General features: G+C 73.0%; 22 protein-coding genes. 10 read left to right on the forward strand and 12 right to left on the reverse strand.

Features of this window, described 5'->3' with window-relative positions:
• Positions 1-314: 314 nt before the first annotated feature.
• The 3 genes from OG245_RS05085 to OG245_RS05095 all read right to left on the reverse strand — a co-directional run bounded on the left by OG245_RS05085 (position 315) and on the right by OG245_RS05095 (position 3,081).
• Positions 315-890, reverse strand: a complete 576-nt coding sequence (locus OG245_RS05085; protein ID WP_371622351.1) for a DUF4240 domain-containing protein — start codon at positions 888-890, stop codon at positions 315-317.
• 90 nt (positions 891-980) lie between these two features.
• Entirely contained in the window at positions 981-2,399 is a 1,419-nt protein-coding gene (locus tag OG245_RS05090) for a HEAT repeat domain-containing protein (RefSeq protein ID WP_371622352.1), read from the reverse strand.
• A 289-nt stretch (positions 2,400-2,688) separates the two neighbouring features.
• Positions 2,689-3,081 (reverse strand): ankyrin repeat domain-containing protein, encoded by a 393-nt coding sequence (locus OG245_RS05095; protein WP_047175649.1) that lies wholly within the window; start codon positions 3,079-3,081, stop codon positions 2,689-2,691.
• Between the two features lie 324 nt (positions 3,082-3,405).
• On the opposite strand from OG245_RS05095, the gene OG245_RS05100 reads away from it, so the two are divergent.
• Both OG245_RS05100 and OG245_RS05105 read left to right on the forward strand, forming a co-directional pair.
• Positions 3,406-3,600: a hypothetical protein gene (locus tag OG245_RS05100; RefSeq protein ID WP_003970432.1), complete on the forward strand. Its 195-nt coding sequence runs from the start codon at positions 3,406-3,408 to the stop codon at positions 3,598-3,600.
• A 37-nt stretch (positions 3,601-3,637) separates the two neighbouring features.
• On the forward strand, positions 3,638-5,323 hold the full coding sequence (locus OG245_RS05105; RefSeq protein WP_371622353.1) for a hypothetical protein: 1,686 nt from the start codon (positions 3,638-3,640) through the stop codon (positions 5,321-5,323).
• Between the two features lie 84 nt (positions 5,324-5,407).
• On the opposite strand, the gene OG245_RS05110 is transcribed toward OG245_RS05105, so the two are convergent.
• Positions 5,408-6,907: a PLP-dependent aminotransferase family protein gene (locus OG245_RS05110; RefSeq protein ID WP_371622354.1), complete on the reverse strand. Its 1,500-nt coding sequence runs from the start codon at positions 6,905-6,907 to the stop codon at positions 5,408-5,410.
• 102 nt (positions 6,908-7,009) lie between these two features.
• On the opposite strand from OG245_RS05110, the gene OG245_RS05115 reads away from it, so the two are divergent.
• The 4 genes from OG245_RS05115 to OG245_RS05130 all read left to right on the forward strand — a co-directional run bounded on the left by OG245_RS05115 (position 7,010) and on the right by OG245_RS05130 (position 10,548).
• The gene (locus tag OG245_RS05115; RefSeq protein ID WP_371622355.1) at positions 7,010-7,729 is read left to right on the forward strand and encodes a YitT family protein; all 720 of its coding nucleotides are present in this window, start codon (positions 7,010-7,012) and stop codon (positions 7,727-7,729) included.
• Entirely contained in the window at positions 7,726-8,487 is a 762-nt protein-coding gene (locus tag OG245_RS05120) for a glycerophosphodiester phosphodiesterase (RefSeq protein WP_371622356.1), read from the forward strand. The genes OG245_RS05115 and OG245_RS05120 overlap by 4 nt, the downstream gene beginning before the upstream one ends.
• A gap of 46 nt (positions 8,488-8,533) precedes the next feature.
• Positions 8,534-9,907 (forward strand): MFS transporter, encoded by a 1,374-nt coding sequence (locus OG245_RS05125; protein WP_371622357.1) that lies wholly within the window; start codon positions 8,534-8,536, stop codon positions 9,905-9,907.
• Positions 9,908-10,173: 266 nt separating this feature from the next.
• Entirely contained in the window at positions 10,174-10,548 is a 375-nt protein-coding gene (locus OG245_RS05130) for an RNA polymerase-binding protein RbpA (protein WP_003959706.1), read from the forward strand.
• Between the two features lie 160 nt (positions 10,549-10,708).
• Here the strand turns inward: OG245_RS05130 and fxsA are convergent, their stop codons facing one another.
• From fxsA to OG245_RS05150, 4 genes are all read right to left on the reverse strand, one after another.
• On the reverse strand, positions 10,709-11,317 hold the full coding sequence (gene fxsA, locus OG245_RS05135; RefSeq protein ID WP_371622358.1) for an FxsA family membrane protein: 609 nt from the start codon (positions 11,315-11,317) through the stop codon (positions 10,709-10,711).
• A gap of 46 nt (positions 11,318-11,363) precedes the next feature.
• Positions 11,364-12,200: a polyprenol monophosphomannose synthase gene (locus tag OG245_RS05140; RefSeq protein ID WP_371622359.1), complete on the reverse strand. Its 837-nt coding sequence runs from the start codon at positions 12,198-12,200 to the stop codon at positions 11,364-11,366.
• Positions 12,201-12,782: 582 nt separating this feature from the next.
• Positions 12,783-14,429, reverse strand: coding sequence for an amidohydrolase (locus OG245_RS05145; RefSeq protein ID WP_371622360.1), 1,647 nt, complete (start codon positions 14,427-14,429; stop codon positions 12,783-12,785).
• 67 nt (positions 14,430-14,496) lie between these two features.
• Complete coding sequence (locus tag OG245_RS05150; RefSeq protein ID WP_371622361.1) at positions 14,497-14,937, reverse strand: Lrp/AsnC family transcriptional regulator; 441 nt, start codon at positions 14,935-14,937, stop codon at positions 14,497-14,499.
• Between the two features lie 202 nt (positions 14,938-15,139).
• Here OG245_RS05150 and OG245_RS05155 point away from each other — a divergent pair, with 202 nt between their 5' ends.
• Complete coding sequence (locus OG245_RS05155; RefSeq protein ID WP_371622362.1) at positions 15,140-15,538, forward strand: hypothetical protein; 399 nt, start codon at positions 15,140-15,142, stop codon at positions 15,536-15,538.
• Positions 15,539-15,965: 427 nt separating this feature from the next.
• Here the strand turns inward: OG245_RS05155 and OG245_RS05160 are convergent, their stop codons facing one another.
• Positions 15,966-17,138: an acyl-CoA dehydrogenase family protein gene (locus tag OG245_RS05160; RefSeq protein WP_371622363.1), complete on the reverse strand. Its 1,173-nt coding sequence runs from the start codon at positions 17,136-17,138 to the stop codon at positions 15,966-15,968.
• 385 nt (positions 17,139-17,523) lie between these two features.
• On the opposite strand from OG245_RS05160, the gene OG245_RS05165 reads away from it, so the two are divergent.
• Positions 17,524-18,795, forward strand: coding sequence for a glycoside hydrolase family 18 protein (locus tag OG245_RS05165; protein ID WP_371622364.1), 1,272 nt, complete (start codon positions 17,524-17,526; stop codon positions 18,793-18,795).
• Positions 18,796-18,887: 92 nt separating this feature from the next.
• Here the strand turns inward: OG245_RS05165 and OG245_RS05170 are convergent, their stop codons facing one another.
• The 3 genes from OG245_RS05170 to OG245_RS05180 all read right to left on the reverse strand — a co-directional run bounded on the left by OG245_RS05170 (position 18,888) and on the right by OG245_RS05180 (position 21,526).
• On the reverse strand, positions 18,888-19,040 hold the full coding sequence (locus tag OG245_RS05170) for an SCO1431 family membrane protein (protein ID WP_371622365.1): 153 nt from the start codon (positions 19,038-19,040) through the stop codon (positions 18,888-18,890).
• Positions 19,041-19,287: 247 nt separating this feature from the next.
• Positions 19,288-20,070, reverse strand: a complete 783-nt coding sequence (locus tag OG245_RS05175; RefSeq protein ID WP_371622366.1) for an SAM-dependent methyltransferase — start codon at positions 20,068-20,070, stop codon at positions 19,288-19,290.
• Between the two features lie 91 nt (positions 20,071-20,161).
• Entirely contained in the window at positions 20,162-21,526 is a 1,365-nt protein-coding gene (locus tag OG245_RS05180) for a peptidase C39 family protein (RefSeq protein ID WP_371622367.1), read from the reverse strand.
• Positions 21,527-21,712: 186 nt separating this feature from the next.
• On the opposite strand from OG245_RS05180, the gene OG245_RS05185 reads away from it, so the two are divergent.
• A complete protein-coding gene (locus OG245_RS05185; RefSeq protein WP_371622368.1) occupies positions 21,713-22,342 on the forward strand; it encodes a uridine kinase in 630 nt (209 codons plus the stop codon).
• A 357-nt stretch (positions 22,343-22,699) separates the two neighbouring features.
• Positions 22,700-24,604 carry an AAA family ATPase gene (locus OG245_RS05190; protein ID WP_371622369.1) on the forward strand — a complete coding sequence of 635 codons (1,905 nt, stop codon included), beginning with the start codon at positions 22,700-22,702 and terminating at the stop codon, positions 24,602-24,604.
• Positions 24,605-24,613 lie beyond the last annotated feature (9 nt).

Here is a 24,613-nt window from a genome sequence, read left to right on the forward strand (position 1 = left end):
ATACATCCAGTATCGGGGCGACCCTCCGCCTTGCGATCGCACGCACCAGACGCCGCCGAGCCCGCCCTCCGGGCGGACGGCGCTACTTTCGAAACACGCCCTAGGCCCTGTCGTCGAGCTGCCGCCTGCCCCGCTGCGCCCTGCACGCGCTCGCGCCGCACCGGGCACAGGCCCGAGTACGTCCCGACCCACACCCGGCACACCGGGAACACGCACCCGACCCCGCAGGGCCGCCCTCCGGGCGACGACGGCAGTTCGACGACAGGACCCGGGCCGGAGTGCCCGCGCGGGATTCCGTCCCCCAGGGAGGGGACTCAGTCCTGGAAGAGCGCCGCCAGCCGGGGCAGATGGCGGCTGTTCGCGGCGGCGTCCTCGGCGTCCCAGCTCTCGCCCGCCGGGTCCGCCGGCCGTATGCGCTCGCGCAGCGCCGCCTCCACGGCGGCGTCGAGGGAGGCCCTCTCGCCCCGGAGACGCTGGTAGGCCTCGGTGATCGGGGTGTTCAGGGACTCGTATCCGATCCAGCCGCTCTCCCCCCGGCTCATCCGGATCACCACCGGCAGTGCGGCCAGCGTGTCCGGATCGGCCACCGCCCGGGTGAAGGTCTCCCGGCCGAGCAGGGCGAGCCCGTCGCGGAAGTCCATGAACCCGTCGTCGCCGCAGCCGCCCTCGATGAGATAGGCCGCGTTCCACAGGGGCCACCGGTAGGCGGACCGGGTCACGTCCGCCGCCGTGACGGCGAAGGCGGCGATCCGCTCCGGCTCCAGGGCTGCCGCGAGCACATCGGTCAGGGCTCCGGGCAGGGGGTCGTCGGGCGGGTCCCGGTCGTCCGCCCGGTCCCCGGCCGCGTCGCGAGCCCGTTCGACCAGCTCCCACCACTCGTTGTCGTCCATGGGGGAACCCTAGGAGGAGGGTCTGACAACGCCCCTCCTCCTGGGCTGCCGGGGCCTCCCGGGCTCGCGTGCGCTCCTGGGCTCCCGCGGTCAGAGAGCCGGCGCGTCCGGCCCGATGCGGCTCCGTACCGCCGTCTGGACCTCGGCCTCCTCCGCCGGATCGGCGGCCAGGCGGCGCAGGCGTTCGGCGACGCGGACGTCTCCGGTCTCGGCGTGCAGTGCGGCCACCTCGCGGGTGGTCTCCTCGCAGTCCCAGAGGCACTCCACCGCGAACCCGGTCGGGTAGGACGGGTCGGTGGCGGCCAGGGCGCGGGCGGCCCTGCCCCGCAGGTGCGAGGAGGACGTCTCGCGGTAGACGTGGCGCAGCACGGGCGCGGCGCAGGCGATGCCGAGGCGGCCCGCTCCGTCGACCAGCGTCCAGAGCCGGGGGGCGTCGGGTCCGTCGCCGCGTACGGCCTCCCGCAGCGCGCCGAGGACTTGGGGAGCGTCCTGGGCGGTGCCTCGGCAGGCGAGCACTCCGGCGGCCGAGGCCCCGAGTGCGTCGGGGCGGTGGGCCCAGCGCCGGGCCCGTTCCACGGCGTCGTCGCAGGTCATCCGCTCGAAGGCGGCGATGGCCGAGTCGGCGACGGTACGGGAGGGGCTGACGGCGGCGGCCTCGATGAGGTCGAGGACGGCGGGATCGCCCGCCTCCGCGAGGTAGTGCAGGGCGGCGCAGCGTGCGCCTTCGGGGCCGCTTCGGGCGGCCTCGACGATCAGGGGCAGATCGTCGGGTCCGGCGACGGCGGAGAGGCAGCGGGCCGCGGGGACGTGCAGTTCGCTGCCGCGCTCCAGGGCCTGCTGGGCCCAGTCGAAGACCGCCTGGACGCTCCAGCCGGGGCGGGGACCCCCGGGGCGCATCTGGCGTTGCCATCGGTCGAACGAGCCCTGTTCGCCGGCGGCCCTGACCCGGGCGCCGACCGCTTCGCGCGGGTCGTCGGCCCACAGCCGCCAGGGCCGCGGCTCGAAGGAGTCCCGTACGGCGGCGGCGAGGTCGGCCGAGCCCTGGTCGGTGGCCGGGAAGCGGGCGAGGACCGGCAGCGCGAGGGAGCGCAGGCCGGCGTCGTCGTCGCGCAGGGCGAGTTCGTCCAGGGCCCAGGCCCAGTTGGCGCCGGTCGCCGCGTAGCGGCGGAGCAGGGCCAGGGCGTCGTCGCGCCCGTAGGAGGCGAGGTGGCCGAGGACGGACAGCGCCAGGCCGGTCCGGGAGTCGTCGGTGTCGAGGTGGTCGTCGGGATCGGCGAGGTGTCGCTCGATCTCCTCGATACCGCCGTCGAGGTCGAGGTAGAGGCGCGCGTAGTAGAGGGAGCGGTTCTCCACCTGCCAGTCGTGACGGGGGTCGCTCACGACGCAGTGGTTGAGAGCCGCGAGGGCCTCGGGGCGCGGTGCGGCGAGCGCGTGGAGCGTGCCGTCGCCGCGGCCCCTCTGCAACAGGCCGAGCAGGGTGCCGCTCGGCGCTATGAACGGATCGAACATGGGAGAAAGCCTCACATCAAGCTGTCGACGCAACCGGGACTGTGCAGTGCCCCGTGCCTCTCGGCACGCGGGAGTGTCCGGGGGACACCGTTACGCCGCGCAGTGACATGATCGGCCGACCGCCGTCTTTCGCCTGGTGTAGAGCATCTTCCTCTGCCTCTCGTCGGTGGCCCTGAGAGGGCCCGCGACGTCATGATGACCCAGCCATTTCGCCACCGCGACCACATTTACGACGGACCGGTCAGCGGAGCCCACGACGGACGCGCGATGCGGCGCGCCCGCCGGCGTCTCACCGGGCACCGAAGCGTTCCAGCAGGTCGGACTTGCCGAACATCCGGGCCGTGTCCAGCGCGGACGGTGTTCCGGCGGCCGGGTCGGCGCCGGCGGCGAGCAGCGCGTCGATGACGGCGTCCTCGCCCTTGAAGACGGCTCCGGCCAGCGGGGTCTGGCCCCGGTCGTTGGCCCGGTCCGGGTCTGCCTCGCGTGCGACGAGGGCGGCGACCGTCCCGGCGTGCCCGTGGTAGGCGGCGAGCATGAGCAGTGTGTCGCCCCGGTCGTTGGTCAGGTTGGCGGGGACTCCGGCCTCGACGTATGCCGTGAGCGCCTCGGTGTCGCCGGCGCGGGCCAGGTCGAAGACCTTGGTCGCCAGCTCGACCACCTCGGGATCAGGGGTTTCGCTCATCGGACGGACCGCCTTCCTTGACTGCTGCCACGGCTCACCGCCGCGTTGACCTGGTGGGGAGTACGGCACGGGACCGTACGAGTGAATCGACAGGGTACTGCTCCCGGGACGACATGACCCGGCCCGGATGCGGCAAGGGATCACCGCGGCTGATCCTGCCCGGCACGGACGAGGTGATGCCGCTCTCCGGGAGCCGACTTCCGTGGGCCAGTCAAGTGAAAGAGCAGGTTATTCACTCGATTGCACCTTTTGTCGTATAGATACTTCTCGTGATCCTGGAAGGACTCATGGTGACTGTCCCCTTCAACCAGGAGAGAACCGCTCATGATCCTTTCCATCTCGGGCGTGGTACTGCTCGCCATCGTCGTCTTCCTGTTCTTCAAGAAGGACGGACTCAAGGCCTCCCACGCCATCGTCTGTGCCCTGTTCGGCTTCTACCTGGCCGGCACCGCCATCGCGCCGAGCATCACGGCGGGCGGGGCGAGCCTCGCCGGCCTGCTGGGCGGGATCAAGTTCTGACGCTCCGCAACCGCTCCCACCCCTTCAGGAGACCGACGTGGCCCGGCGACCACTCCCCCGCATTCTGAGCAGCGGCAGCGCTTCGATCACTCGCGGCAGAGAGATCGCGCGCACGGCCGCCGACGGTGCCACCGATGTCCTCCATCCGCTGATCACGGTGGTCCGCGGACTGCGGCTGCTGGCCGTGTCCGGCCGGCAGAAGTGGGTCGCGACGCCCAAGGAACGGCGCGGTCCCAAGCTGTTCCTCGGCGCGGCCTGCGTGCTGGCGGTGGCGCTCGTCCCCTACGGGCCGATCCTGGCCCTGGTCACGGTGATGGGCGCTGCCGCGTGGAAGGGGCGGGAGCGGACCCCGGTGAGGACCGGGCCCGACGACGCGGAGACCGCGCGCCTGCGGTCGCTGTACGAGGCCCTCGTGCCGTACTTCTCGACGCCCGACGACCCCGCTCCGCTGTTCGCCCACGGCGGCGACTGGGACAAGGCCTTCGACGGGTACGCCTTCGACGCCGACGGGCGGCTCACCCGCCTGCGGGTCTCCTACCCCGCGTACTTCACGGACGGCGAGGCGGCCGCCCGCTCCCGGATCGAGCAGTTGCTCCACACCAAGTCCGGCCGGGGCCGCGAGTACCGCTTCGGCTGGGACGAGGAGGCCAACCGCCTCGTCATGACCGTGCTGGACGCACTCCCCACGACGATCGCCGCGCAGCGCTTCGTCACCGCCCCCGGCGAGACGGTGCTCGGCTTCACCGACCCGGACGCCGTCTCGCGCACCGTCCCCGTGCGCGACGGCGACATGACGGTGGACGCCTCGCCCGTGGTCTGGCGGACCGGCGGCCGCTCCACCGAACCGCACCTGCTGGCCGTCGGACAGCCCGGCGGCGGCACCACGACCCTGGTCCGTTCGATCGCCCTCCAGGCGCTCCGGGACGGCGACGTCATCGTCGTCGACGGCGGCGGCACCGGCGAGTACGGCGCCCTCGCCGGGCGCGGCGGCGTCCTCGCCGTCGAGTCGGGCCTCGGCGGGGCGCTGGCGACGCTGGAGTGGGCGGCGCACGAGACGGAGCGCCGGCTGATCGCCGCCAACCGGGCACGGCAGAGCGGCCATCCCGTGCCGGACGACATCCGGCGCCCGCTGTGGATCCTGCTGGACCGCCCCGGAGCGCTGGGCCATCTCGCGGCGGCCGACGGCAGGACCGATCCGCTGGAGCTGCTCCGGATCCCGCTGCGGCACGGCCGGGCCGCCCAGGTCACCGTCGTGCTGGCCGAGCAGTTCGACGCGCTGGACACCCTCACCGAGACCGTCACGACCCACACCCGCGCCCGCGCGGTCCTCGGACCGGCCTCCCGTGAGCAGATCGAGGCCGTCCTCGGCGCCGAACCGCACACCACACCGCCGTCCGAGGTCCCCCCGGGGCGCGGTTACGTCCGCCTCGGGGCGGGTCCGGTCCTGCGGCTCCAGGTGCCCGCCACCCCGGACCCGTACGACGACGCCACGAGCGACGCGCACCGGCAGGCGGTGCTCGACCTGCTGCCCGGCCGGCATACCTCGGTGGAGGCGGCGTCCGCGCCGGAGCCCGCCGACGAGGGGCCCTCGACGGAGCAGGTCCCGGTGGCGGTGGAGACGGCGGCCCGTCCGGTCCAGGCCGTTCCGGTGGAGGCGATGGCCGTCGAGGCCAGGCCGTCCGAGCCGCTGGCGAAGGCGCAGCCGGCGGGCGCCGAGAGCTGACCGGGGCGCCCGGCACGGCACCGCGGGCGGGAGGACGGTCCGCTTCCCGCCCGCGGTCGTCCGCGCGGGGCCCGGCAGCAGCCCTCAGGCCACGAAGCTGCGCGGGGTGTCGGCCCCCACACCCGCCCCGGAGCGCACCAGGTCCACCGCCGCGGCCAGCCGTACGGCCGCCTCGTCGGCGACCGGCCCGCCGACCGTGAACGGCAGCCGCACGTACCCCTCGAAGGCCCCGTCGACCCCGAAGCGGGGCCCCGAGGGCACCCGGACGCCGACCCGTTCGCCGGCCACGGCCAGCCGCGATCCGGAGAGGCCCCCGGTGCGCACCCACAGCGTCAGTCCGCCGCGCGGCACGGCGAACTCCCAGTCCGGCAGCTCCCGGCGCACCGCCGCGACCAGGGCGTCCCGGTTCTCCCGCGCCTGGCTCCGCCGGACCTCGACGGCCTGTTCCCAGCCGCCCGTGCCCATGAGCCAGTTGATGGCGAGCTGTTCCAGGACGGGGGTGCCCATGTCGGCGTAGGCGCGGGCGGCGACCAGGCTGCGGATGACGTCGGGGGCCGCGCGCACCCAGCCGATGCGCATGCCGGCCCAGAAGGCCTTGCTGGCCGAGCCGACGGTCAGGACCGTGCTGCCCGCCGGGTCGAAGGCGCAGACGCGGCGCGGCATGTCGATGTCGGCGTCCAGGCGGAGTTCGTTCATGGTCTCGTCGACGACCAGGACCGTTCCGGCGGACCGGGCCGCGTCCACCAGGTCCCGGCGCCGCTGCTCGTCGGCGAGCGCGCCGGTGGGGTTGTGGAAGTCGGCCACCACGTAGGCGAGCCGGGGCGCGGCGTCCCGCAGCACCTGGCGCCAGCGGTTCATGTCCCAGCCGCCGAGCCCCTCCTCCATCGCGACCGGGACGAGGCGGGCGCCCGTCTCGCGCATCAGCTGGAGGATGTTGGCGTAGCTGGGGGACTCGACCGCGATCCGTTCGCCGCGGCCGGCGAAGAGGTGGCAGATCGCGTCGATGGCGCCCATCGCGCCGGTGGTGACCATGATCTGTTCGGGCATGGTGGGGATGCCGAGCGCGGTGTAGCGGTCGGCGATCATCTGCCGCAGGGCGGGCAGTCCGGCCGGGTAGTCGCCGTGCGTGTGGGCGTACGGCGGCAGCTCCTCCAGCGCCCCCTGGACGGCGCGGGTCAGCCAGGGCTCGGGCGCGGGCAGGGCCGCGCAGCCCAGGTCGATCATCGAGCCGAGCGACTCCGGCGGCAGCGGTTCGAGGCCGCGGGCGGGCAGCGGGTTGCCCGCCGGGACGGCGGTCCAGCTGCCGGCGCCGCGCCGGGACTCCAGGAAGCCCTCGGCGCGCAGCGCCTCGTAGGCGGCCGCGACGGTCGTACGGCTGACGGCGAGGGCCAGGGCCAGTTCACGTTCGGCGGGGAGGCGGGCGGCGACCGGGACCCGGCCCTCCAGGACGAGCAGCCGGACCCCGTCGGCGAGCGCGCGGTAGGCGGGCGGTTTGCGGCCGCCGGGTCCGGTGGGCCGGGCCGTCTGCGACCGGAGCTGCCGGGCGAGCTGGGCCGCCCCCACCGTCGATGTCCACTGCGCCATCGAAATCAGTCCACCTTCCTCGAATTGGCCATAGTTGGTGACCGATCCCCTGCCACAGAGTGACATGAAGCAGTCCACCACCACTACAGCAGGGGGCACAACGTGGCCAGGACCACCGGCCGGAGCACCACTCACCTCACCCGGCGGCTGGTCCAGCTGTACGTCGGTCTCACGCTGTACGGGGCGAGCTCCGCGCTCCTGGTGCGGGCCGAGCTGGGCCTGGAGCCGTGGGGCGTGCTGCATCAGGGCCTGGCGGAGCTGACCGGTATATCGATCGGTGTGGTGTCGATCATCGTCGGCGCGGTGGTGCTGCTGCTGTGGATCCCGATGCGCCAGCGGCCGGGGCTCGGCACGGTCTCGAACGTCTTCGTGGTCGGCCTGGCGATGGACGGGACGCTCGCCGTGGTCGGCGATCTGGACGGGCTCGGGTTCCGCGTTCCCGTGATGGTCCTGGGCATCGTGCTCAACGGCGTGGCGACCGGTCTCTACATCGCGGCCCGGTTCGGGCCGGGACCGCGCGACGGGCTGATGACCGGGCTGCACCGGGTCACCGGGCGTTCCATCCGGCTGGTCCGCACGGCGATCGAGGTGGCGGTCGTGGTGACCGGGTTCCTGCTGGGCGGCTCGCTGGGGGCGGGCACGGTGCTGTACGCGCTGGCCATCGGCCCGCTCGCCCAGCTCTTCCTGCGGATGTTCGCGCTCCCCGCGCCCGCGGGCGCGGGTGTCACCGTCGCCTCGGGCGAACCGTCCACCACCGCGCCGCCCGCCGGTTCCGGCCCCGTCGCCGGCCCGGCATCCGGGCAGGCCATACTGCCGCAGTGAATCCGAGCCACCCCTATCTGGACCACCCGACGCCGATCGCCTTCGCCCATCGCGGCGGGGCGGCGGACGGCGTGGAGAACACCGCGACCGCCTTCCGCCGGGCGTCGGAGGCGGGCTACCGCTACTTCGAGACCGATGTGCACACCACGGCGGACGGCCGTCTGGTCGCCTTCCACGACGCGACGCTGGACCGGGTCACCGATGCCCGGGGCCGGATCTCCGCGCTGCCCTGGAGCGAGGTGCGCCGGGCCCGGGTCGGGGGCGGCGAACCGCTCGCGCTCTTCGAGGAGCTGCTGGAGGAGTTCCCCCGGGCCCGCTGGAACGTGGACCTGAAGGCGGAGTCGGCGCTGGAGCCCCTGCTCGGCCTGATCCGTCGCACCGACGCCTGGGACCGGGTCTGCGTCGGCTCGTTCTCGGAGGCCCGGGTGGCCCGTGCCCAGCGCCAGGCGGGGCCCCGGCTGGCCACCTCGTACGGGGTGCGCGGCGTCCTGGGGCTGCGGCTGCGTTCGTACGGCGTCCCGGCGCCGCTGCGGGCGGGCGCGGTCTGCGCCCAGGTCCCGGAGCGGCAGGGCGGCATCCCGGTGGTGGACGCCCGCTTCGTCCGCACGGCGCACGCGCTCGGGCTCCAGGTGCACGTCTGGACGGTGAACGAACCGGAGCGGATGGCGGCGCTCCTGGACCTCGGTGTGGATGGCATCATGACCGATCACATCGAGACGCTGCGTACGGTGCTGAGCGAGCGGGGGGAATGGTCCTGACGCCCGGTCCGTCCACGTCCACAGGGGACGACCGAGGGGGCGCGGCTTGAGCACCGGGACCACAGGGAAGGCCGATCCGTCCGGGCGGCCGCCGGACGACGGCACGGCGGCCGCCCGCCGACGCGAGCAGCACGGCTGGTACTTCTACGACTTCGCGTGCTCCGTCTACTCCACCAGTGTGCTGACCGTCTTCCTCGGTCCGTATCTGACGTCGATCGCCAAGGCCGCGGCGGATCCCGACGGGTTCGTGCATCCGCTGGGCATACCCGTGCGCGCGGGGTCGCTGTTCGCGTACTCCGTCTCGGCGTCCATCGTGGTGGCCGTCGTGCTGATGCCGATCGTGGGCGCGGCGGCGGACCGTACCGGGCGCAAGAAGCCGCTGCTGGCGGCGGCGGCCTACACGGGGGCCGCGGCGACGGCGGGGATGTTCTTCCTGGACGGCCACCGCTATCTGCTGGGCGCGTTCCTGCTGATCGTGGCGAACGCCTCCATCTCCGTGTCGACGGTCCTGTACAACGCCTACCTGCCGCAGATCGCCGAGCCGGAGGAGCGCGACGCGGTCTCCTCGCGCGGCTGGGCCTTCGGCTACACCTCGGGCGCGATCGTCCTGGTGCTCAACCTGATCCTCTACACCGGCCACGAGTCCTTCGGGCTCTCGGAGTCCGACGCGGTGCGGATCTGCCTCGCCTCGGCCGGTCTGTGGTGGGGCGCGTTCACCCTCGTGCCGCTGCGCAGGCTGCGCGACCGCCGGATCCCGCCGGGCGGCGAGGGAGCGGTCGGATCCGGGTGGCAGCAGCTGAAGGCGACCCTGCGCGACATGCGGCGCCACCCGCTGACGCTCTCCTTCCTGCTCGCCTACCTCGTCTACAACGACGGGATCCAGACGGTGATCTCGCAGGCCTCGCTGTACGGCTCCGAGGAGCTGGGTCTGGATCAGACGACGCTGATCGTCGCCGTGCTGCTGGTGCAGATCCTGGCGGTCGCGGGGGCGCTGGGCATGGGGCGGCTCGCCCGGACGTACGGCGCGAAGCGCACCATTCTGGGATCGCTGGTGATCTGGACCCTCATCCTGGTCTCCGCCTATCTGCTGCCCGCCGACGCTCCGGCGTTCTTCTTCGTCCTGGCGGCGGCGATCGGCCTGGTGCTGGGCGGCAGCCAGGCCCTGTCGCGGTCGCTGTTCTCGCATCTGGTGCCGCGTGGCAAGGAGGCGGAGTACTTCTCCGCGTACGAGTTGAGCGACCGCGGGCTGAGCTGGCTGGGGCCCCTGGTGTTCGGTCTGGCGTACCAGCTGACCGGCAGCTATCGCGACGCGATCATCTCGCTGATCGTCTTCTTCGCACTCGGCGCGGTGCTGCTCGCGCGGGTCCCGGTGAGGCGTGCGGTGGAGGCCGCGGGCAACCCCGTGCCGGAACGGATTTAGACGTTGAAGTCAAAGGGCGGTAGTATACGTCTTTGGCCTGCCCGGGAGGACCGTTACTGCCAGTGGAAGCGGCTCGACCGTTGAGTGACAACTTCCATCAGAGGTGACAAACCGGGCATGCGCGGGTATTCAACCCAGACAAAGCAGCGGCACGACGGGCGACGCATGACCGGCAACGGGAATCTTTGCCGCCGACCGGACGTTGACCGGATGACGACGACAGCGACATTTTGTCCTGTGGGCGACAAGCCCGGGAGGCACGATTCATGAGTGAGCGAGCTCTCCGCGGCACGCGACTTGTGGTTACCAGCTACGAGACGGACCGCGGCATCGATCTGGCCCCGCGCCAGGCGGTGGAGTACGCATGCCAGAACGGACATCGATTTGAGATGCCGTTCTCGGTAGAAGCAGAGATTCCGCCGGAGTGGGAGTGCAAGGCGTGCGGCGCCCAGGCACTCCTGGTGGACGGGGACGGCCCCGAAGAGAAGAAGGGCAAGCCGGCGCGCACGCACTGGGACATGCTCATGGAGCGGCGCACCCGCGAGGAGCTGGAGGAGGTGCTGGCCGAGAGGCTGGCGGTTCTGCGCTCCGGAGCCATGAACATCGCCGTGCACCCGCGGGACAGCAGGAAGTCTGCCTGACCGCGTAAAACCGCACAGCAGCAAGAGCCGCGGGCCGTGACACAGCACCTGTGTCACGGCCCGCGGCTCTTCTGCATGGCCCGTCCGGGCCACTGGCCCCGATGTCACGGCTCCCCGACACACTGACGCGCCGGGAGCCGGTGCGCCGGGAAGCCTCCTGTCAGGGCGTGAGAGGCGGGCGGGGCCCCTGGGGGCCGTCATCGGGCCCGGAGGGCGTCTGGGGGCCGTCCTCGCGGATGACCTCGCCCTGGACGACCTTGCCGTCCGGCCGGTGCATCCTGGCCTGCTGGAAGGCGTCCGAGAGGCCCCCCGGCGTCGCGGCCCGCATACGGGCCTCCAGCGAGCGCTCCGCGTACCGGCTGATCATGGTGCGCACCGGCGGGACCAGCAGGATCAGTCCGGCCACGTCCGAGATCGGACCGGGGATCAGGAGCAGCAGCCCGCCCAGCATCAGCAGCCCGTTGCCCCGGGAGCCCTTGCCGCCCGCGGGCGCGGCCGGCGGGGTGGCGGGGGCGCCGGGCTGACCCGGCATCTGCTGGAGGGTCTCGGTGAGGTTCTTGAAGGCGCGCCGGCCGGCGCTCTTGATGACCACGGCGCCGAGCGCGGCCCCGGCCACCAGGATCAGCAGCACGACGAGGCCGCCCGCGGCCGAGGCGATCAGGGTGAGGAGCCAGACCTCCAGGACCAGCCAGGCGGCCAGGGCCAGGGGCAGGAATCTACGGGCGCGCGAGCGCCGGGGACGGGTCGGGGGCGGAGTGCCGGTCGTCATGTCCCCAGTGTGCCTGTACGGGCGTGCAAGCGGCGTAAGGGGGTGATCATGAAGCCGGGCCGGCGGCGGCCTCGTCCGCCGGACCGGTGTCCCGGCCTTCGCCCGGCCCGGGGGCTGAGAGGGTCTTGCGGCCCAGGACCTTGTTCGCGCGGGAGGTGATGCCCCAGCCGGTGACCCGCCACAGCGCCTCGACGAGGATGTCCCGGCTCATCTTGGAGTCGCCGATCTCCCGGTCGACGAAGGTGATGGGGACCTCGACCACGTGATAGCCCGCCTCGACCGCGCGGCGGGCGAGATCCACCTGGAAGCAGTAGCCCTGCGAGGCGACCTCGCCCAGCCCGAGGCCGTCGAGCGTCCCGGTGCGGAAGGCGCGGTAGCCGCCGGTGACGTCCCGGACGGAGAGACCGAGGGCGAGCCGGGAGTAGAGGCTGCCGCCCCGCGAGATCACCTCGCGGCTCTTGGGCCAGTTCACCACGCGGCCGCCCGGCACCCAGCGGGATCCGAGGACCAGGTCGGCGCCCTTGAGCGCGGTGAGCAGCCGGGGCAGCTCCTCGGGCTGGTGGGAGCCGTCCGCGTCCATCTCGACGAGCACGCCGTAGCCGTGCTCGGAGCCCCAGGCGAAGCCCGCGAGGTAGGCGGCGCCGAGCCCTTCCTTGCCCTTGCGGTGCAGGACGTGGACCTGGTCGTCGGCCGCGGCGATCTCGTCGGCCGCCTTGCCGGTGCCGTCGGGGCTGTTGTCATCGGCCACCAGGATGTCGGCATCCGGGACGGCGGTGCGCACCCGGTCGACGATCGGCCCGATGTTCTCGACCTCGTTGTAGGTCGGAATGATCACCAGGACCTTGCCGAGCGGGCCGAACTGCCTCTGACCGCCGTCGTTCACTACTGCCCCTTAGAGTCCGTACACAGGGGGACACCATATCCAGCGCACCGCCGCCGGTCTCCGACGCGGTCGCGCGGGCGTGTGGCGCGGCGTGGACAGATCCGTGGAACTGCGGACAGAACACGGCTCCACGTCACGGGCGAACGTCCGGGAGGAGCGCGCGAGGAACGTCGGAACTTCGGATCGGGGCCCGGCGCCCTTCGGGCCGACCTGGGACCCGCTGGCTGCGGGTCGACCGAAAGCCGTTGTCTACTGAACGTCCGGGCCCCACCCGGATCCCACCCTCCGTCCGGCTGGAACCTTCCCTCGCCCCCGAGGCGCGGGCGCTGAACCTGGCTGCCAGCGGTGGTGGGCCGGTGCGGCACACCACCTCATGACCCAGCGGCGTTCGACGACTGCGTGGAGGTTTAACCGGACGGACGTCCTGTGGTGGACCCGGCCGAACCTACCGGCCCGTGGGCGCTTTCTGTCAATAGGCGTCCGACCTGCGGCTTTTTCCGAAATTGCCTGGTCAGTGCCGAAGGGCCGCAGGTCGCGGACCCATGATCGGGCCATCGATCGGCGGTACGAAATGTTCCGGCATCACTCGTTCGGTCGCACGTAGACAGTTTGTCCGAAGACCACGGTCCGCAGGCAGACGGGAAGGTCGGCCCCGGGGGTGAGATCCGGCAGGCCGGGCGTGCCGGACCGGGGGTCGGTGGACCAGCGGGCGACCCGGTCGTCGGGGGCCTGGACCAGGAGTTCGGCGGTGCGCCAGACGGCGTAGTCGGCCGGGGCGCCGGGCACCAGGAGGCCCGCGTCGTCTCGGCCGACGGCCCGCCAACCGCCGCGGGTGTGCGCGGTGAACCCGGCGCGGACCGAGATGCGGTGCTCCGGGGTGCGGTGGTGGGCGGCGGCCCGCACGGTGCCCCAGGGGTCGAGCGGGGTGACCGGGCTGTCGGAGCCGAAGGCCAGCGGCACTCCGGCGCGCAGCAGCGCCGCGTACGGGTTGAGGCCGGCGGCCCGCTCGGTGCCGAGGCGCTCGGCGTACATGCCCTCCGGGCCGCCCCAGGCGGCGTCGAAGGCGGGCTGGACGGAGGCGGTGAGGCCCAGTTCCGCGAAGGCGGCGATCGTCTCGGGGGTGAGCATCTCGGCGTGTTCGACGCGGTGGCGGGCGGCCCGGATCCGGTCGAGGCCGAGCGTCGCGGCCGCGGCCCTGATCCCGTCCACCACGGCGGTGACCGCGGCGTCGCCGATGGCGTGGAAGCCCGCCTGGAGACCCGCCTCGGTGCAGGCGGTGACATGGGCGGCGATCCGGGCGGCGTCCAGGTGGGCGGTGCCGGTGTGCGGGTCGTCCGCGTAGGGCTGGTGCAGGCAGGCGGTGTGCGAGCCCAGGGAGCCGTCGACGAACAGGTCGCCGGCCGCGCCGACCGCGCCCAGTTCTCGGATGCGCCGGGCGTCCTTCTCGTCGGCGATCTCCTCGGCCCAGAGGCCGAGGACGCGCGGTCCGGGCCGCTCGGCGGCGAGGGCGAGGAGGGAGGTGAAGTCCTCCTCGTCGGTGATCTCGGGTCCGCCGCACTCGTGCACGCTGCCGATGCCGAGGGAGGCTGCGTGGTCGAGGGCGGCGCGCTGCGCGGCCGACCGCTGGGCGGCCGGGAGCGCGCTGTGGGCGGCGGCCCGTACCGCGTGGTGGGCGTCGCCGGTCAGCGGCGCGTCGGGGTGGTACCCGGTCATCGCGGTGACGCCGGGGACGAGGTCGAGCAGGGCCGTCGTGACGACCGCGGAGTGCACGTCGATCCGCGGCAGGTACAGGGCCCGGCCGCCCGCCGCCGCGTCGAGCTCGGCGCGCGAGGGGTGACGCCGCTCGGGCCAGCGGGCGGCGTCCCAGCCGTGTCCGAGCAGAACGTCCCCGGCGGGGCGCCCGTTCGCGAACGCACGGACGAGGCCGAGGGCCTCGGACAGCGTGCGGGCACCGGAGAGGTCGAGCCCGGTCAGGGCCAGACCGGTGGCGGTGGTGTGCACATGGGCGTCGGTGAACGCCGGGGTGACCAGGGCGCCTTCGAGGTCGACCACCTCGTCCACGCCGCTCGCGAAGGCGTCGGCGGCCCCCTCCGATCCCACCCAGGCGACATGACCGCGTTCGACGACCATCGCGGTGGCGAACGGGTCGGCGGGGCTGTGGACGTCTCCGCCGCGCAACAGCACGGTGCGGTGTTCGGGGGCGCTCTGGGGGGCGGTGCTCTGGCTCATGGGACCAGTCTCGCGCCTGCCGGCCGCCACCTGGCCCCCGGCCCCCTCCGGAGCGGGCGCCCGCCGCTCAGATACGCGGGGGCCGGGCCTCGTACGGGGTGGACAGGACGATGGTGGTCCGGGTGGACACGCCGGCGAGCGTACGGATCCGGGTGAGCAGGTGTTCCAGCTCCAACGGGGTCGCCACGCGCACCTTCAGGATGTAGTTCTCGTCCCCGGCGACGCTGTGGCAGGCCTCCAGCTCGGGCACCCCGGCGAGCCGTTCGGCGATGTCGTCGGGTGCGCTCGGGTCGAACGGCTTCACCGAGATGAACGCGGTGATGGGCAGCCCGACGGCCTCGGGGTCGACGACCGCGGCGTAGCCGCGGATCACCCCGCGCTGCTCCAGTCGGCGGACGCGCTGATGAACCGCCGACGTGGACAGGCCCGTGGCCTTGCCCAGGTCGGTGTAGCTCATCCGCCCGTCCCTGACGAGCAACTCAACGATCTGACGGTCCAGCTCCTCCATGTGGATCAACCTATGGCCCCGGGCACCGCTCGGCACAGTCGCGCGGGTCACGGTTGGGCACCCGCGGGCCACATGTGACCAATGCCACACGCTCGCGGGTCGGTAGCGGGCCGCCTCGCGATTACCGGCGATGCGCGACGGGAAGTGCTTGCTGTGGTCGAGGCCGTGGCGCCTTGTCGGCCCACCCGAGGGGGGAACTTCCATGCAGAGCCTGAAGCTCACCGAACGCGGCGAACCGGAGCCTGTCGATCCGGACGACGACGACAGCGCCGACGCGTACGACATGTTCGAGATGGTCCGGGTGATCTGCCCGGACTGCGCCCAGCCCATCGCGCTGCTGGCCGACGAGGACGTCCTGCCGGAGCACGCCCGGTGCCCCACGCCGTGGAACCCCTTCGTCCTCACCGTCTGCGCCGGGACCGGCCGCGGCGTGAGCGACGCGCGGCCCGCGGACGAGACGCTGGAACTCCAGGAGCAGGAGGCGGGGCTGCTGTTGACGCTCCCCCAGGGGCTCGACTGGCGGATGCAGCCCTTCTCGCACGCCGGAGGACCCGGCTCCCGTCCGCTGCGCGTGCCGAGGATGCGGCGCGAGGCCGCCTGACCCGTACGCCGTACGCCCTGCCCAGCACCACGACGGCCCGGCCGCCGTGGTGCCCGAGCACCGCGGCGCAGGTCGCCGGCGACGGGTGCGGACACCCGCGAACGAGCGCTCGAATCGGCGTGGCAGTGACCCCGGCACGCCCGGTCGCGTTGGCCCCGTATGACCACGCCGCATTCGACAGTCGGTCCGGGTCGCCGCCTTTTCGCCGTGCCCGCCACCGAAGAATCGGTTCCGCGGCCGGGGACGCTCCCCCGGCCGCTGCTCCGCTCCACGGGGGCCTCCCCCTTGGGCACCCCCGTGGACCCGCCGATCTACAGCGCGCTGCTCAGGCAGTGGGAGAGCGACGGCCGCACCCTGCCGGGCCGCCGCGACCCGGAGTGGCACCAGGCCGCGGCACTGCCTCCCTGGCCCGAGGCGCCGCCGCGCTTCAGCGCGTCTCGGGACCCGCGAGGTGGCGCGCGATGACCATGCGCTGGATCTGGTTGGTGCCCTCCACGATCTGGAGCACCTTCGCCTCGCGCATCAGCCGTTCGACCGGGAAGTCGAGCGTGTAGCCGTAGCCGCCGAGCACCTGGACGGCGTCGGTGGTCACCCGCATGGCCGCGTCCGTGCAGAACAGCTTCGCCATGGCCGCCTGCCGGGAGAACGGCTCCCCCGCGTCCCGCAGCCGCGCCGCCTCCAGGTACAGCGCACGGCCGGCCTCGATCTGGGTGGCCATGTCGGCGAGCATGAACCGCAGCCCCTGGAAGTCCGCGACGGGGCGGCCGAACTGCCGCCGGTCCGTGGCGTACCGGACGGCCTCGTCCAGGGCGGCCTGGGCGACCCCGACGGCACAGGCGGCGATGCCGAGCCGCCCGGAGTCGAGCGCGGACAGGGCGATGGCGAAGCCCTGGCCCTCCTCGCCGATGCGCCGGTCGTCGCCGACCCGGACGCCGTCGAAGTGGAGCTGGACGGTGGGCGAGCCCTTCATCCCCATCTTCTTCTCGGGGAGGGCGGCGTTCAGCCCCTCGGCGTCGCCGGGGACGAGGAAGGCCGTGATGCCGCGGGGGCCCTCGACGCCGGTGCGGGCGAGGACGGTGTAGAAGTCGGCGACGCCGCCGTGGGTGATCCACGCCTTGGTGCCGGTGATGACCCACTCGTCCCCGTCCCGCACGGCCTTGGTGCGCAGCGAGGCGGCGTCGGATCCGGAGGCGGGTTCGGAGAGGCAGTAGGCGCCCAGCAGGCCGCCGGAGAGCATGTCCGTCAGGTGCGCGGCGCGCTGCCCGTCGGTGCCGAATCCGGCCAGGGCGTGGCAGGCGAGGGAGTGGACACTGACGCCGAGACCGACGGTGAGCCGGGCGGCGGCCAGTTCTTCCAGGACCTGGAGGTAGACCTCGTAGGGCTGGTCACCGCCGCCGTGGGCGGAGTCGTACGGGAGCCCCAGGAGTCCGGCCTCGGACAGGAGGGTGAAGACCTCGCGCGGGAAGACGCCCGCTTCCTCCTGCTCGGCCGCCCGGGGAGCGATCTCCTTCGACACGATGTCGCGGACGAGCGCGACGAGCTGCCGGGACTCCTCGGTGGGCAGACGGCGTTCCACCGGCTGCGGGGCACGGTCGGACATGACGGCGCTCTCCTCCCTGTCGGGCGTTGCGGCGGTCGCGCGCTCGGGGTGGGAGAGGCGCCGCCGGGTGATCTCCCGGAAGTGGCCCGGGAAAGAAGGACTGCCCCGCCGATCCTGCCCTCCCGGATCACGGGGGGCGCGGTCATCGGGCGTGGCGGGTTGAGTATGCCCGATCGAATGCCTCCCGTCACGGGGTCAACGCGCAGGCCGGAGGGGTTGACGGAGCCGCGGGGCACCGGTGAATTGGTCCGAACCATTGACCCAACTGGTCTAGTCCTTCTACGGTTCCACCGGACGCCTATCGCGTTCATGTCAAAGCGGGCGCACCGGCCCGCGGTTCCCCCCGCACCCCCCACGCACCAGCCCTCCCCCACGAGGAGCCACGATGCTCAAGCTGCACCGTCCCCGCGCCCGGCTCCGGGCGCTCGCCGCGGCCGCCTGTACGGCGGCCCTCGGCGCCACCCTGCTCGGCGTCGCGGGAATGTCCCCGGCCGGCGCCGCCCCCGCCGCACAGCCGGCCGCGACCCCCGCCGCGGCCGAGGCCGCCCCCACGGCGGCGGGAGACAAAGTGATCGGATACTTCACCAACTGGGGTACGTACGACCGCGATTACCACGTCAAGAACATCGAGACGTCGGGTTCCGCGGACAAGCTCACCCACATCAACTACGCCTTCGGCAACGTGACCGGCGGCAAGTGCACGATCGGCGACTCGTACGCCGACCACGAGAAGGCCTACACCGCCGACCAGTCGGTCGACGGGGTCGCCGACACCTGGGACCAGCCGCTGCGCGGCAATTTCAACCAGCTGCGCAAGCTGAAGAAGCTCCACCCCGACCTCAAGATCCTCTGGTCGTTCGGCGGCTGGACCTGGTCCGGCGGCTTCGGCCAGGCGGCGCAGAACCCGGCCGCGTTCGCGAAGTCCTGCCGCGACCTGGTCGAGGACCCCCGCTGGGCCGATGTCTTCGACGGCATCGACATCGACTGGGAGTACCCCAACGCCTGCGGTCTCACCTGTGACACCAGCGGCCGCGACGCCTACGGCAACCTGCTGGGCGAGCTGCGCAAGTCCTTCGGGACCGACCTGGTCACCTCGGCGATCACCGCGGACGGCTCCGACGGCGGCAAGATCGACGCGGTCGACTACGCGGGGGCGGCGAAGCACCTCGACTGGTATCTGCCGATGACGTACGACTTCTTCGGCGCCTGGGAGGCGAAGGGGCCGACCGCACCGCACTCCCCGCTGACCTCCTACCCGGGCATCCCGACGGAGGGCTTCAACTCCGACGCCGCGGTCTCCAAGCTGAAGGCCCTCGGCATCCCGCCGGAGAAGCTGCTGCTGGGCATCGGCTTCTACGGCCGCGGCTGGACCGGCGTCACCCAGTCAGAGCCGGGCGGCAGCGCGACCGGGGCGGCCGCGGGTACGTACGAGGCGGGCATCGAGGACTACCGGGTCCTCAAGAACAGCTGCCCCGCCACGGGCAAGGTGGCCGGTACGGCTTACGCGCACTGCGGCACCGACTGGTGGAGCTACGACACCCCGGAGACCATCGGCACCAAGATGAACTACAAGAACGAACAGGGCCTGGGAGGCACGTTCTTCTGGGAGCTGAGCGGTGACACCGGGAACGGCGAGCTGATCAAGGCGATCCGCTAGCGTTCACGGGCCGACGGACAGAAGGGGCGGGGCGCCGGACGGTGCCCCGCCCCTTCGCGCGCCCTGCCCGCGCTCACGACCGGAGTCGGACCTCACAGCAGGCCGAGCTGGGTGACGAGCATCGCGAACACGACCACGAACGCCCAGCCGGCGATGTGCTCCAGCAGCTTCGAGCCGTCCTCGGGGCCGCCGGTGCGCGCGCGGCGGGCGTGGTGGGCGTTTCCTGCGGCGGTGGTCGCGGTCATGGCGTCTCGCTCTTCGTACGGCTTCGGCTGGGGTCCCCCGTGACCCGACCAGCGTGCCAGGACCCCGGGCCGCGGGAAACGAGATTCCGGTCACGGCCCGGGGCGGACCGGGCCTCCGGCGTCGTCCCGCTCCCCCTGCGCGGCGGGGAGAACGGGCCGGTACGGGCGACGTCCGCGGGAGCGCACAGTGGGCCACGCCACACCGGACCCGCCGCCCGGCGGCCCGGCGGACCACCGGGCCCCTCCCTCACTTGCGGCCGACGCCCGCGTACATCGCGACGTCCGGCGCCGGCGTGGCCGCCCGCCACGCGGAGCACGGCACCACCCCGGGCTCCAGCAGCTCCAGGCCGTCGAAGTAGCGCGCCACGGCGTCCGGGGTCCGCTGCGTGAGCTTCGGCGTCCCGTGCTCGTTCCAGAACGCCACCGCCTCGTCGACGTCCGGCATGTCGGGGTGGGTGACCGTGTGGGACAGGACGAGGTGGCTGCCGGGGGCGAGCGCGTCCATCAGCCGGCGGACGAGTGCGTACGACTCCTCGTCGTCCTCGATGAAGATGACGACCCCGAGCAGCATCAGCGCCACCGGCTGCGAGAAGTCGAGAGTCCTCGCCGCGGCCGCCAGGATCGCGTCCACGTCCCGCAGATCGGCGTCCAGGTAGTCGATGCGCCCCTCGGGCGTCCCGACCAGCAGGGCCTGGGCGTGCGCCAGCACGAGCGGGTCGTTGTCCACGTACACGACGCGGGCGTCGGGGGCCACGCGCTGGGCGACCTCGTGGGTGTTGTCGGCGCTGGGCAGCCCCGTTCCGATGTCCAGGAACTGGGTGATGCCCTCCTGCTCGGCCAGGTGCCGGACCGCCCGTCCCAGGAACAGGCGGTCCTCCTTCGCGTACGCACCGATCCCGGGGTGCAGCTCCCGGATCTCGTCTCCGGCCTGCCGGTCGACGGGGTAGTTGTCCTTGCCGCCGGTCCAGTAGTTCCATATCCGGGCCGTGTGCGGGCGGGATGTGTCGATGCGCGCGTCGATGTCGTTCACGCGGTCAACATAGCGCGGCCCTTCGGCAACTCCTCTGCGGCCACGGCACTTTGGCCGCCCCCGGCGGGGGCGGCCGCGGGGCCGCACCCGCTCACAGCAGACCGAGCGACCTGAGCACGCGGTGCCGGCCCGGTGTCGTCCGGGTCGGCCAGTAGACGTAGCACACACCGCCCGAGCCGCTTCTGACCTTGCCGCTCGCGTCGTAGCGCTTGGTCCGCAGCCAGATGTTCTCGAACTCGCGCCGCCGGTACACCCGGCGTACGGCGTCGTTGTCGGGGGACGCGGGGTCGTTGGCGATGACGTCGCCCCCGGGGGTGAAGCCGATGACCGTCATCAGGTGGCCGGCCGTCCCGTATCCGGCGCCGGTCAGCTCCTCCTTCAGGAAGGACTGGGAGGTGATGACGGGGATGCCGGCACCGATCAGCCGCTCCAGGTCGGTGAGCGAGCCGAGCCGGGTGACGACGGCGTTCAGGTCGCGGTACGTGGCGGCGTAGGCGGCGTTGAACGGCCAGTTGCCGCAGCCCGCGTACTGGTAGTCGTAGGTCTGGCGGGCGGCGTGGCAGACCTGGGGGTCGGGCAGGCCGGGCTTGACCCAGGCCAGGTCCTCCGCGGTGGGGCGGCGGCCCCAGTGCTCGATGATCATCTGCGAGGAGGTGGGGCTGCACCACGCCTCGCCGCCGTTGTCGTACTCGGGGTACTGCCCGATGTGGATGTTCTGCGAGTAGCGGGGCACCGGCAGTTCGCGGGCGACCGCGGGGGTGCTCGCGGGCACGGTGAAGCGGTCGGGCACGTCGGAGGCCATGGCGCCGACCCGCCGGACGGTCGGGGTGAGGCGGCTGCCCGGGGTGCGGTAGAGCGTGAGCCGCAGCCGGTAGGAGGCCAGGCGGACGCCGCTCGCCGGGTCGTCCACCGACCAGGTGTCCGTCCACACCGAGCTGTGCGGGTCGCCCTGGCCGTCGACGGACGTACGGCGGATGTCGCCGTCGCCCGCCGCCCAGCGGCCCATCACGAACCAGGGCGTCGCGGTGCCGTCCGCGTAGACGCCGCTCAGCTCGACCTGGATCCAGGTCCCTTCCGGGGTGTGGGCGTTCCAGGAGGCGATCACCTCGGTGGCGGGGACGGCGGAGCGGTGCACGGGGGAGGTCCAGGTGGCGTAGTCCCAGGCGGCCGTCGTGCCGGTGTGCGGGTCGGTGTAGTCGGTGCGGCCCGCCGGCACGGCGATCACCACGCCGGACCGGGGGCCCGGAAGCACCCGGGTTCCGTCGCCCGTGCCGCGGCGCCAGTCGGTGCAGGTGTGCCAGAAGTGGTTCTCCACGAGGGCCTCCGGGGCGGCGGAGGAGCCGGTGGGCGAGGTCGGGGCGGCGGACGCGGACGCGGTGGAGCCCAGCGTGCCGGCGGCCGCCGCCGCGGCGAGCGCGGCGGTCAGAACGGTTCTGCGCGAAGTCGGACTGGTCATGGTCGTGACCCCCGGTCGGATGCGGAAGGTGGTCTGCGGGTGCCGTGCGGTGCGCCAACTATCCCGGTTCGCAGCCGGATCGGGCCAGTGCCCGGCAGTCGCCACCGGACCGGATATGGGTCTGGACCACTGGCGTGACCTGCGGTGGCCCCCGGGTGCTTTCGTGCCGGAACGTACCCTGGAGCCATGGACGACCTGGCCCGCCACGCCGATGACCTCGCCGCACTGCCCCCCTCCTGCGGACCGGTGCGGCTCGTCGCGGTCGACGGGCACGCCGGCTCGGGCAAGAGCACCTTCGCCGCCCGCCTCGCGGCGGCGCTGGGCGGTGCGCCGGTCCTCCATCTGGACGACCTCGCCACGCACGAGGAGCTGTTCGGGTGGACGGGGCGGCTGCGGGAGCAGGTGCTCCTGCCCCTCTCGCGCGGCGAGAGCGCCCGCTACGCCCCGTACGACTGGGCGGAGCGGCGCTTCGGCCCGGCGCGGACCCTGGAACCGGCCCCGGTGGTGCTGGTGGAGGGCGTCGGCGCGGGACGCCGTCGGGTGCGCCCGTGGCTGGCGGCGCTGTGCTGGATGGAGCTGGACCGGGAGGTGTCCTGGGAGCGGGGCCGGCGGCGGGACGGGACCGGGCTCACCGGGTTCTGGGACGGGTGGACGCTCGCCGAGGCGCGCCACTTCGCCGAGGATCCGTCGCGGCCGTACGCCGACACTCTGGTACGCCAGTTGCCGCAGGGGTACGCGTGGCTGGCGGGGCCCCGCGCGACAGCGGGAGCGAACCGAACCGTCACGCACGGTAGCCAGGACGCCCCGCCATACTGAGCAGTCGGAAATCGGCCCGGAAGTGCCCCAACTCCGCTTGACCGGGGGGCCTTACTGGTCTTACGTTCTCATTGTGCGGCTTTTCGGAGCCCCCATGGACGCGAAGCCCCCGGTTGTTCCCCCGTGATCGGGGGCTTCGCCCTGTGCTCCCCCCGCCACCCCGGCGACCACGCAGAGCGATTCGCTCACCCTGGGTCACCACCGCAGGGGTCGGCCGTCGGACGTCCGCCTCCCCGTGCGCGGGTACGATGCACCTCGGTGTGGTCAATTCCCTTCCTCCACGCCGTGATTCAGCACGCTCCGGTGGGCATGCTGTGCGGGCGGGACATCCTGGGGGCACGGTTTGTGGGGGACCTGATGGACATCGGCACACAGGGCGCTGGAGCCCCTGCCGACCTCGCCTGGCTGCGTGGCATGGACGCCTACACGATGGGCGCCTACCCGCAGGCCGAGGAGGAGTTCAGAGCCGCGGTGCGGTTCGATCCGGGCATGGCGGACGGCTGGCTCGGCCTCCACGCGCTGCGCATCGACACCACCACGGCGCTGTTACGCATGTACCGGCACCGCGACCGCTTCGGCGAACAGCGTGCACGCCACCGTCGTACGCTCAACTCCTGGTACTGGCTCGGCTGGTGGGTGCAGCCGGTGCTGGAGAGCCGGCGCGATCTGCTGCTGGCGCACGCCTCGCACTGGCTGGACGGCCGCCACGTGCCGGAGCTGGACCGGGCGCTGGCGGGGCTGCCGCCGGTGGACACGGATCCGCAGGTGCGGTTCCTGCACGCGTGTCGCTCCTATCTGGTCAAGGACTGGGAGCAGTTGGTGCGCTGCACCGAGCAGCTCGTCGACGATCCGATGCTGGGCATCGAGGCGGGTCTGTTCGGCGGGATGGCGCGGGTGCGGCTGGAGATGTTCGGGCAGGCCGAGCCCCTGCTGTCGGCCGCTCTGATGCGCTGCCGCAGCGAACAGCCGCAGCGCAAGGAGCTGCGCTACTGGCTGGCGCGGGCCCACGAGGGCACCGGGCGCAGCGCGGCCGCCCTGCCGTTGTACCGGGCGGTGCACCGGGTCGACCCGGCCTTCATGGACACCTCCGCCCGGCTCGCCGCGCTCGTGGAGGGCGACGGGTACGACGAGTCGGCGGACCTGGCCGCCGTGACCCTGACCGGTTTCGGTTCGGGTGCGTCGGGGACGGGGGCGCAGCCGGAGGGCGACGCGCTGCTCGGCGCCGATCCGGTGGACGGGCGGGAGTCCTGGCCCATGAGCGACGCGGGGCTGCTGGGCGACGAGCCCGTCCCCGGCCCGCCCGTCCCCGTCGAGGGCGCCCGCCGCACCAGGACCCGGAAGCCGCCGCCCTTCCCGGCCGGGCCCAGCGATCCCGCGCTGCTGGCCGACGCGCTGGCGCAGCTGGAGCGGATGGTCGGTCTCGAACCGGTCAAGCGTCAGGTCAAGGCGCTCTCGGCGCAGCTGAACATGGCCCGGCTGCGGGCCGAGCAGGGTCTCCCCGTCCAGCCGCCGAAGCGCCACTTCGTCTTCTCCGGCCCCTCCGGCACCGGAAAGACCACCGTGGCACGCATCCTCGGCCGGGTCTTCTACGCCCTCGGGCTGCTCGGCGGCGATCATCTGGTCGAGGCCCAACGGTCCGATCTGGTCGGTGAGTTCCTGGGGCAGACGGCGGTGAAGGCCAACGAGCTGATCGACTCGGCCCTCGGCGGGGTGCTGTTCGTCGACGAGGCGTACAGCCTGGCCAACTCCGGTTACAGCAAGGGCGACGCGTACGGCGACGAGGCGCTCCAGGTCCTCCTCAAGCGGGCCGAGGACAACCGGGACCATCTCGTCGTCATCCTCGCGGGTTATCCGGAGGGCATGGACCGGCTGCTCGCCACGAACCCGGGGCTCTCCTCCCGCTTCACCAGCCGGGTCGACTTCCCCAGCTACCGGCCGCTCGAACTCACCGCGATCGGGGCCGTGCTGGCCGCCGAGAACGACGACGTCTGGGACGAGGAGGCGGTGGACGAGCTGCGCTCGATCAGCGGCCATGTGGTGGACCAGGGCTGGATCGACGAGCTGGGCAACGGCCGCTTCCTGCGGACGCTGTACGAGAAGAGCTGCGCCTACCGCGATCTGCGGCTCTCCGGCTATCCGGGCGAGCTGACCCGCCAGGACCTGTCGACGCTGCGGCTGGCCGACCTGATGCAGGCGTACGGCGAGGTGCTGTCGGGGCGCGGTCCGGTGGGCCGGGGCAAGCAGGAGCCGGGCACGCTGTGACGCCGCGCC

The organism is Streptomyces sp. NBC_01116 (assembly GCF_041435495.1).
Lineage (GTDB): Bacteria > Actinomycetota > Actinomycetes > Streptomycetales > Streptomycetaceae > Streptomyces.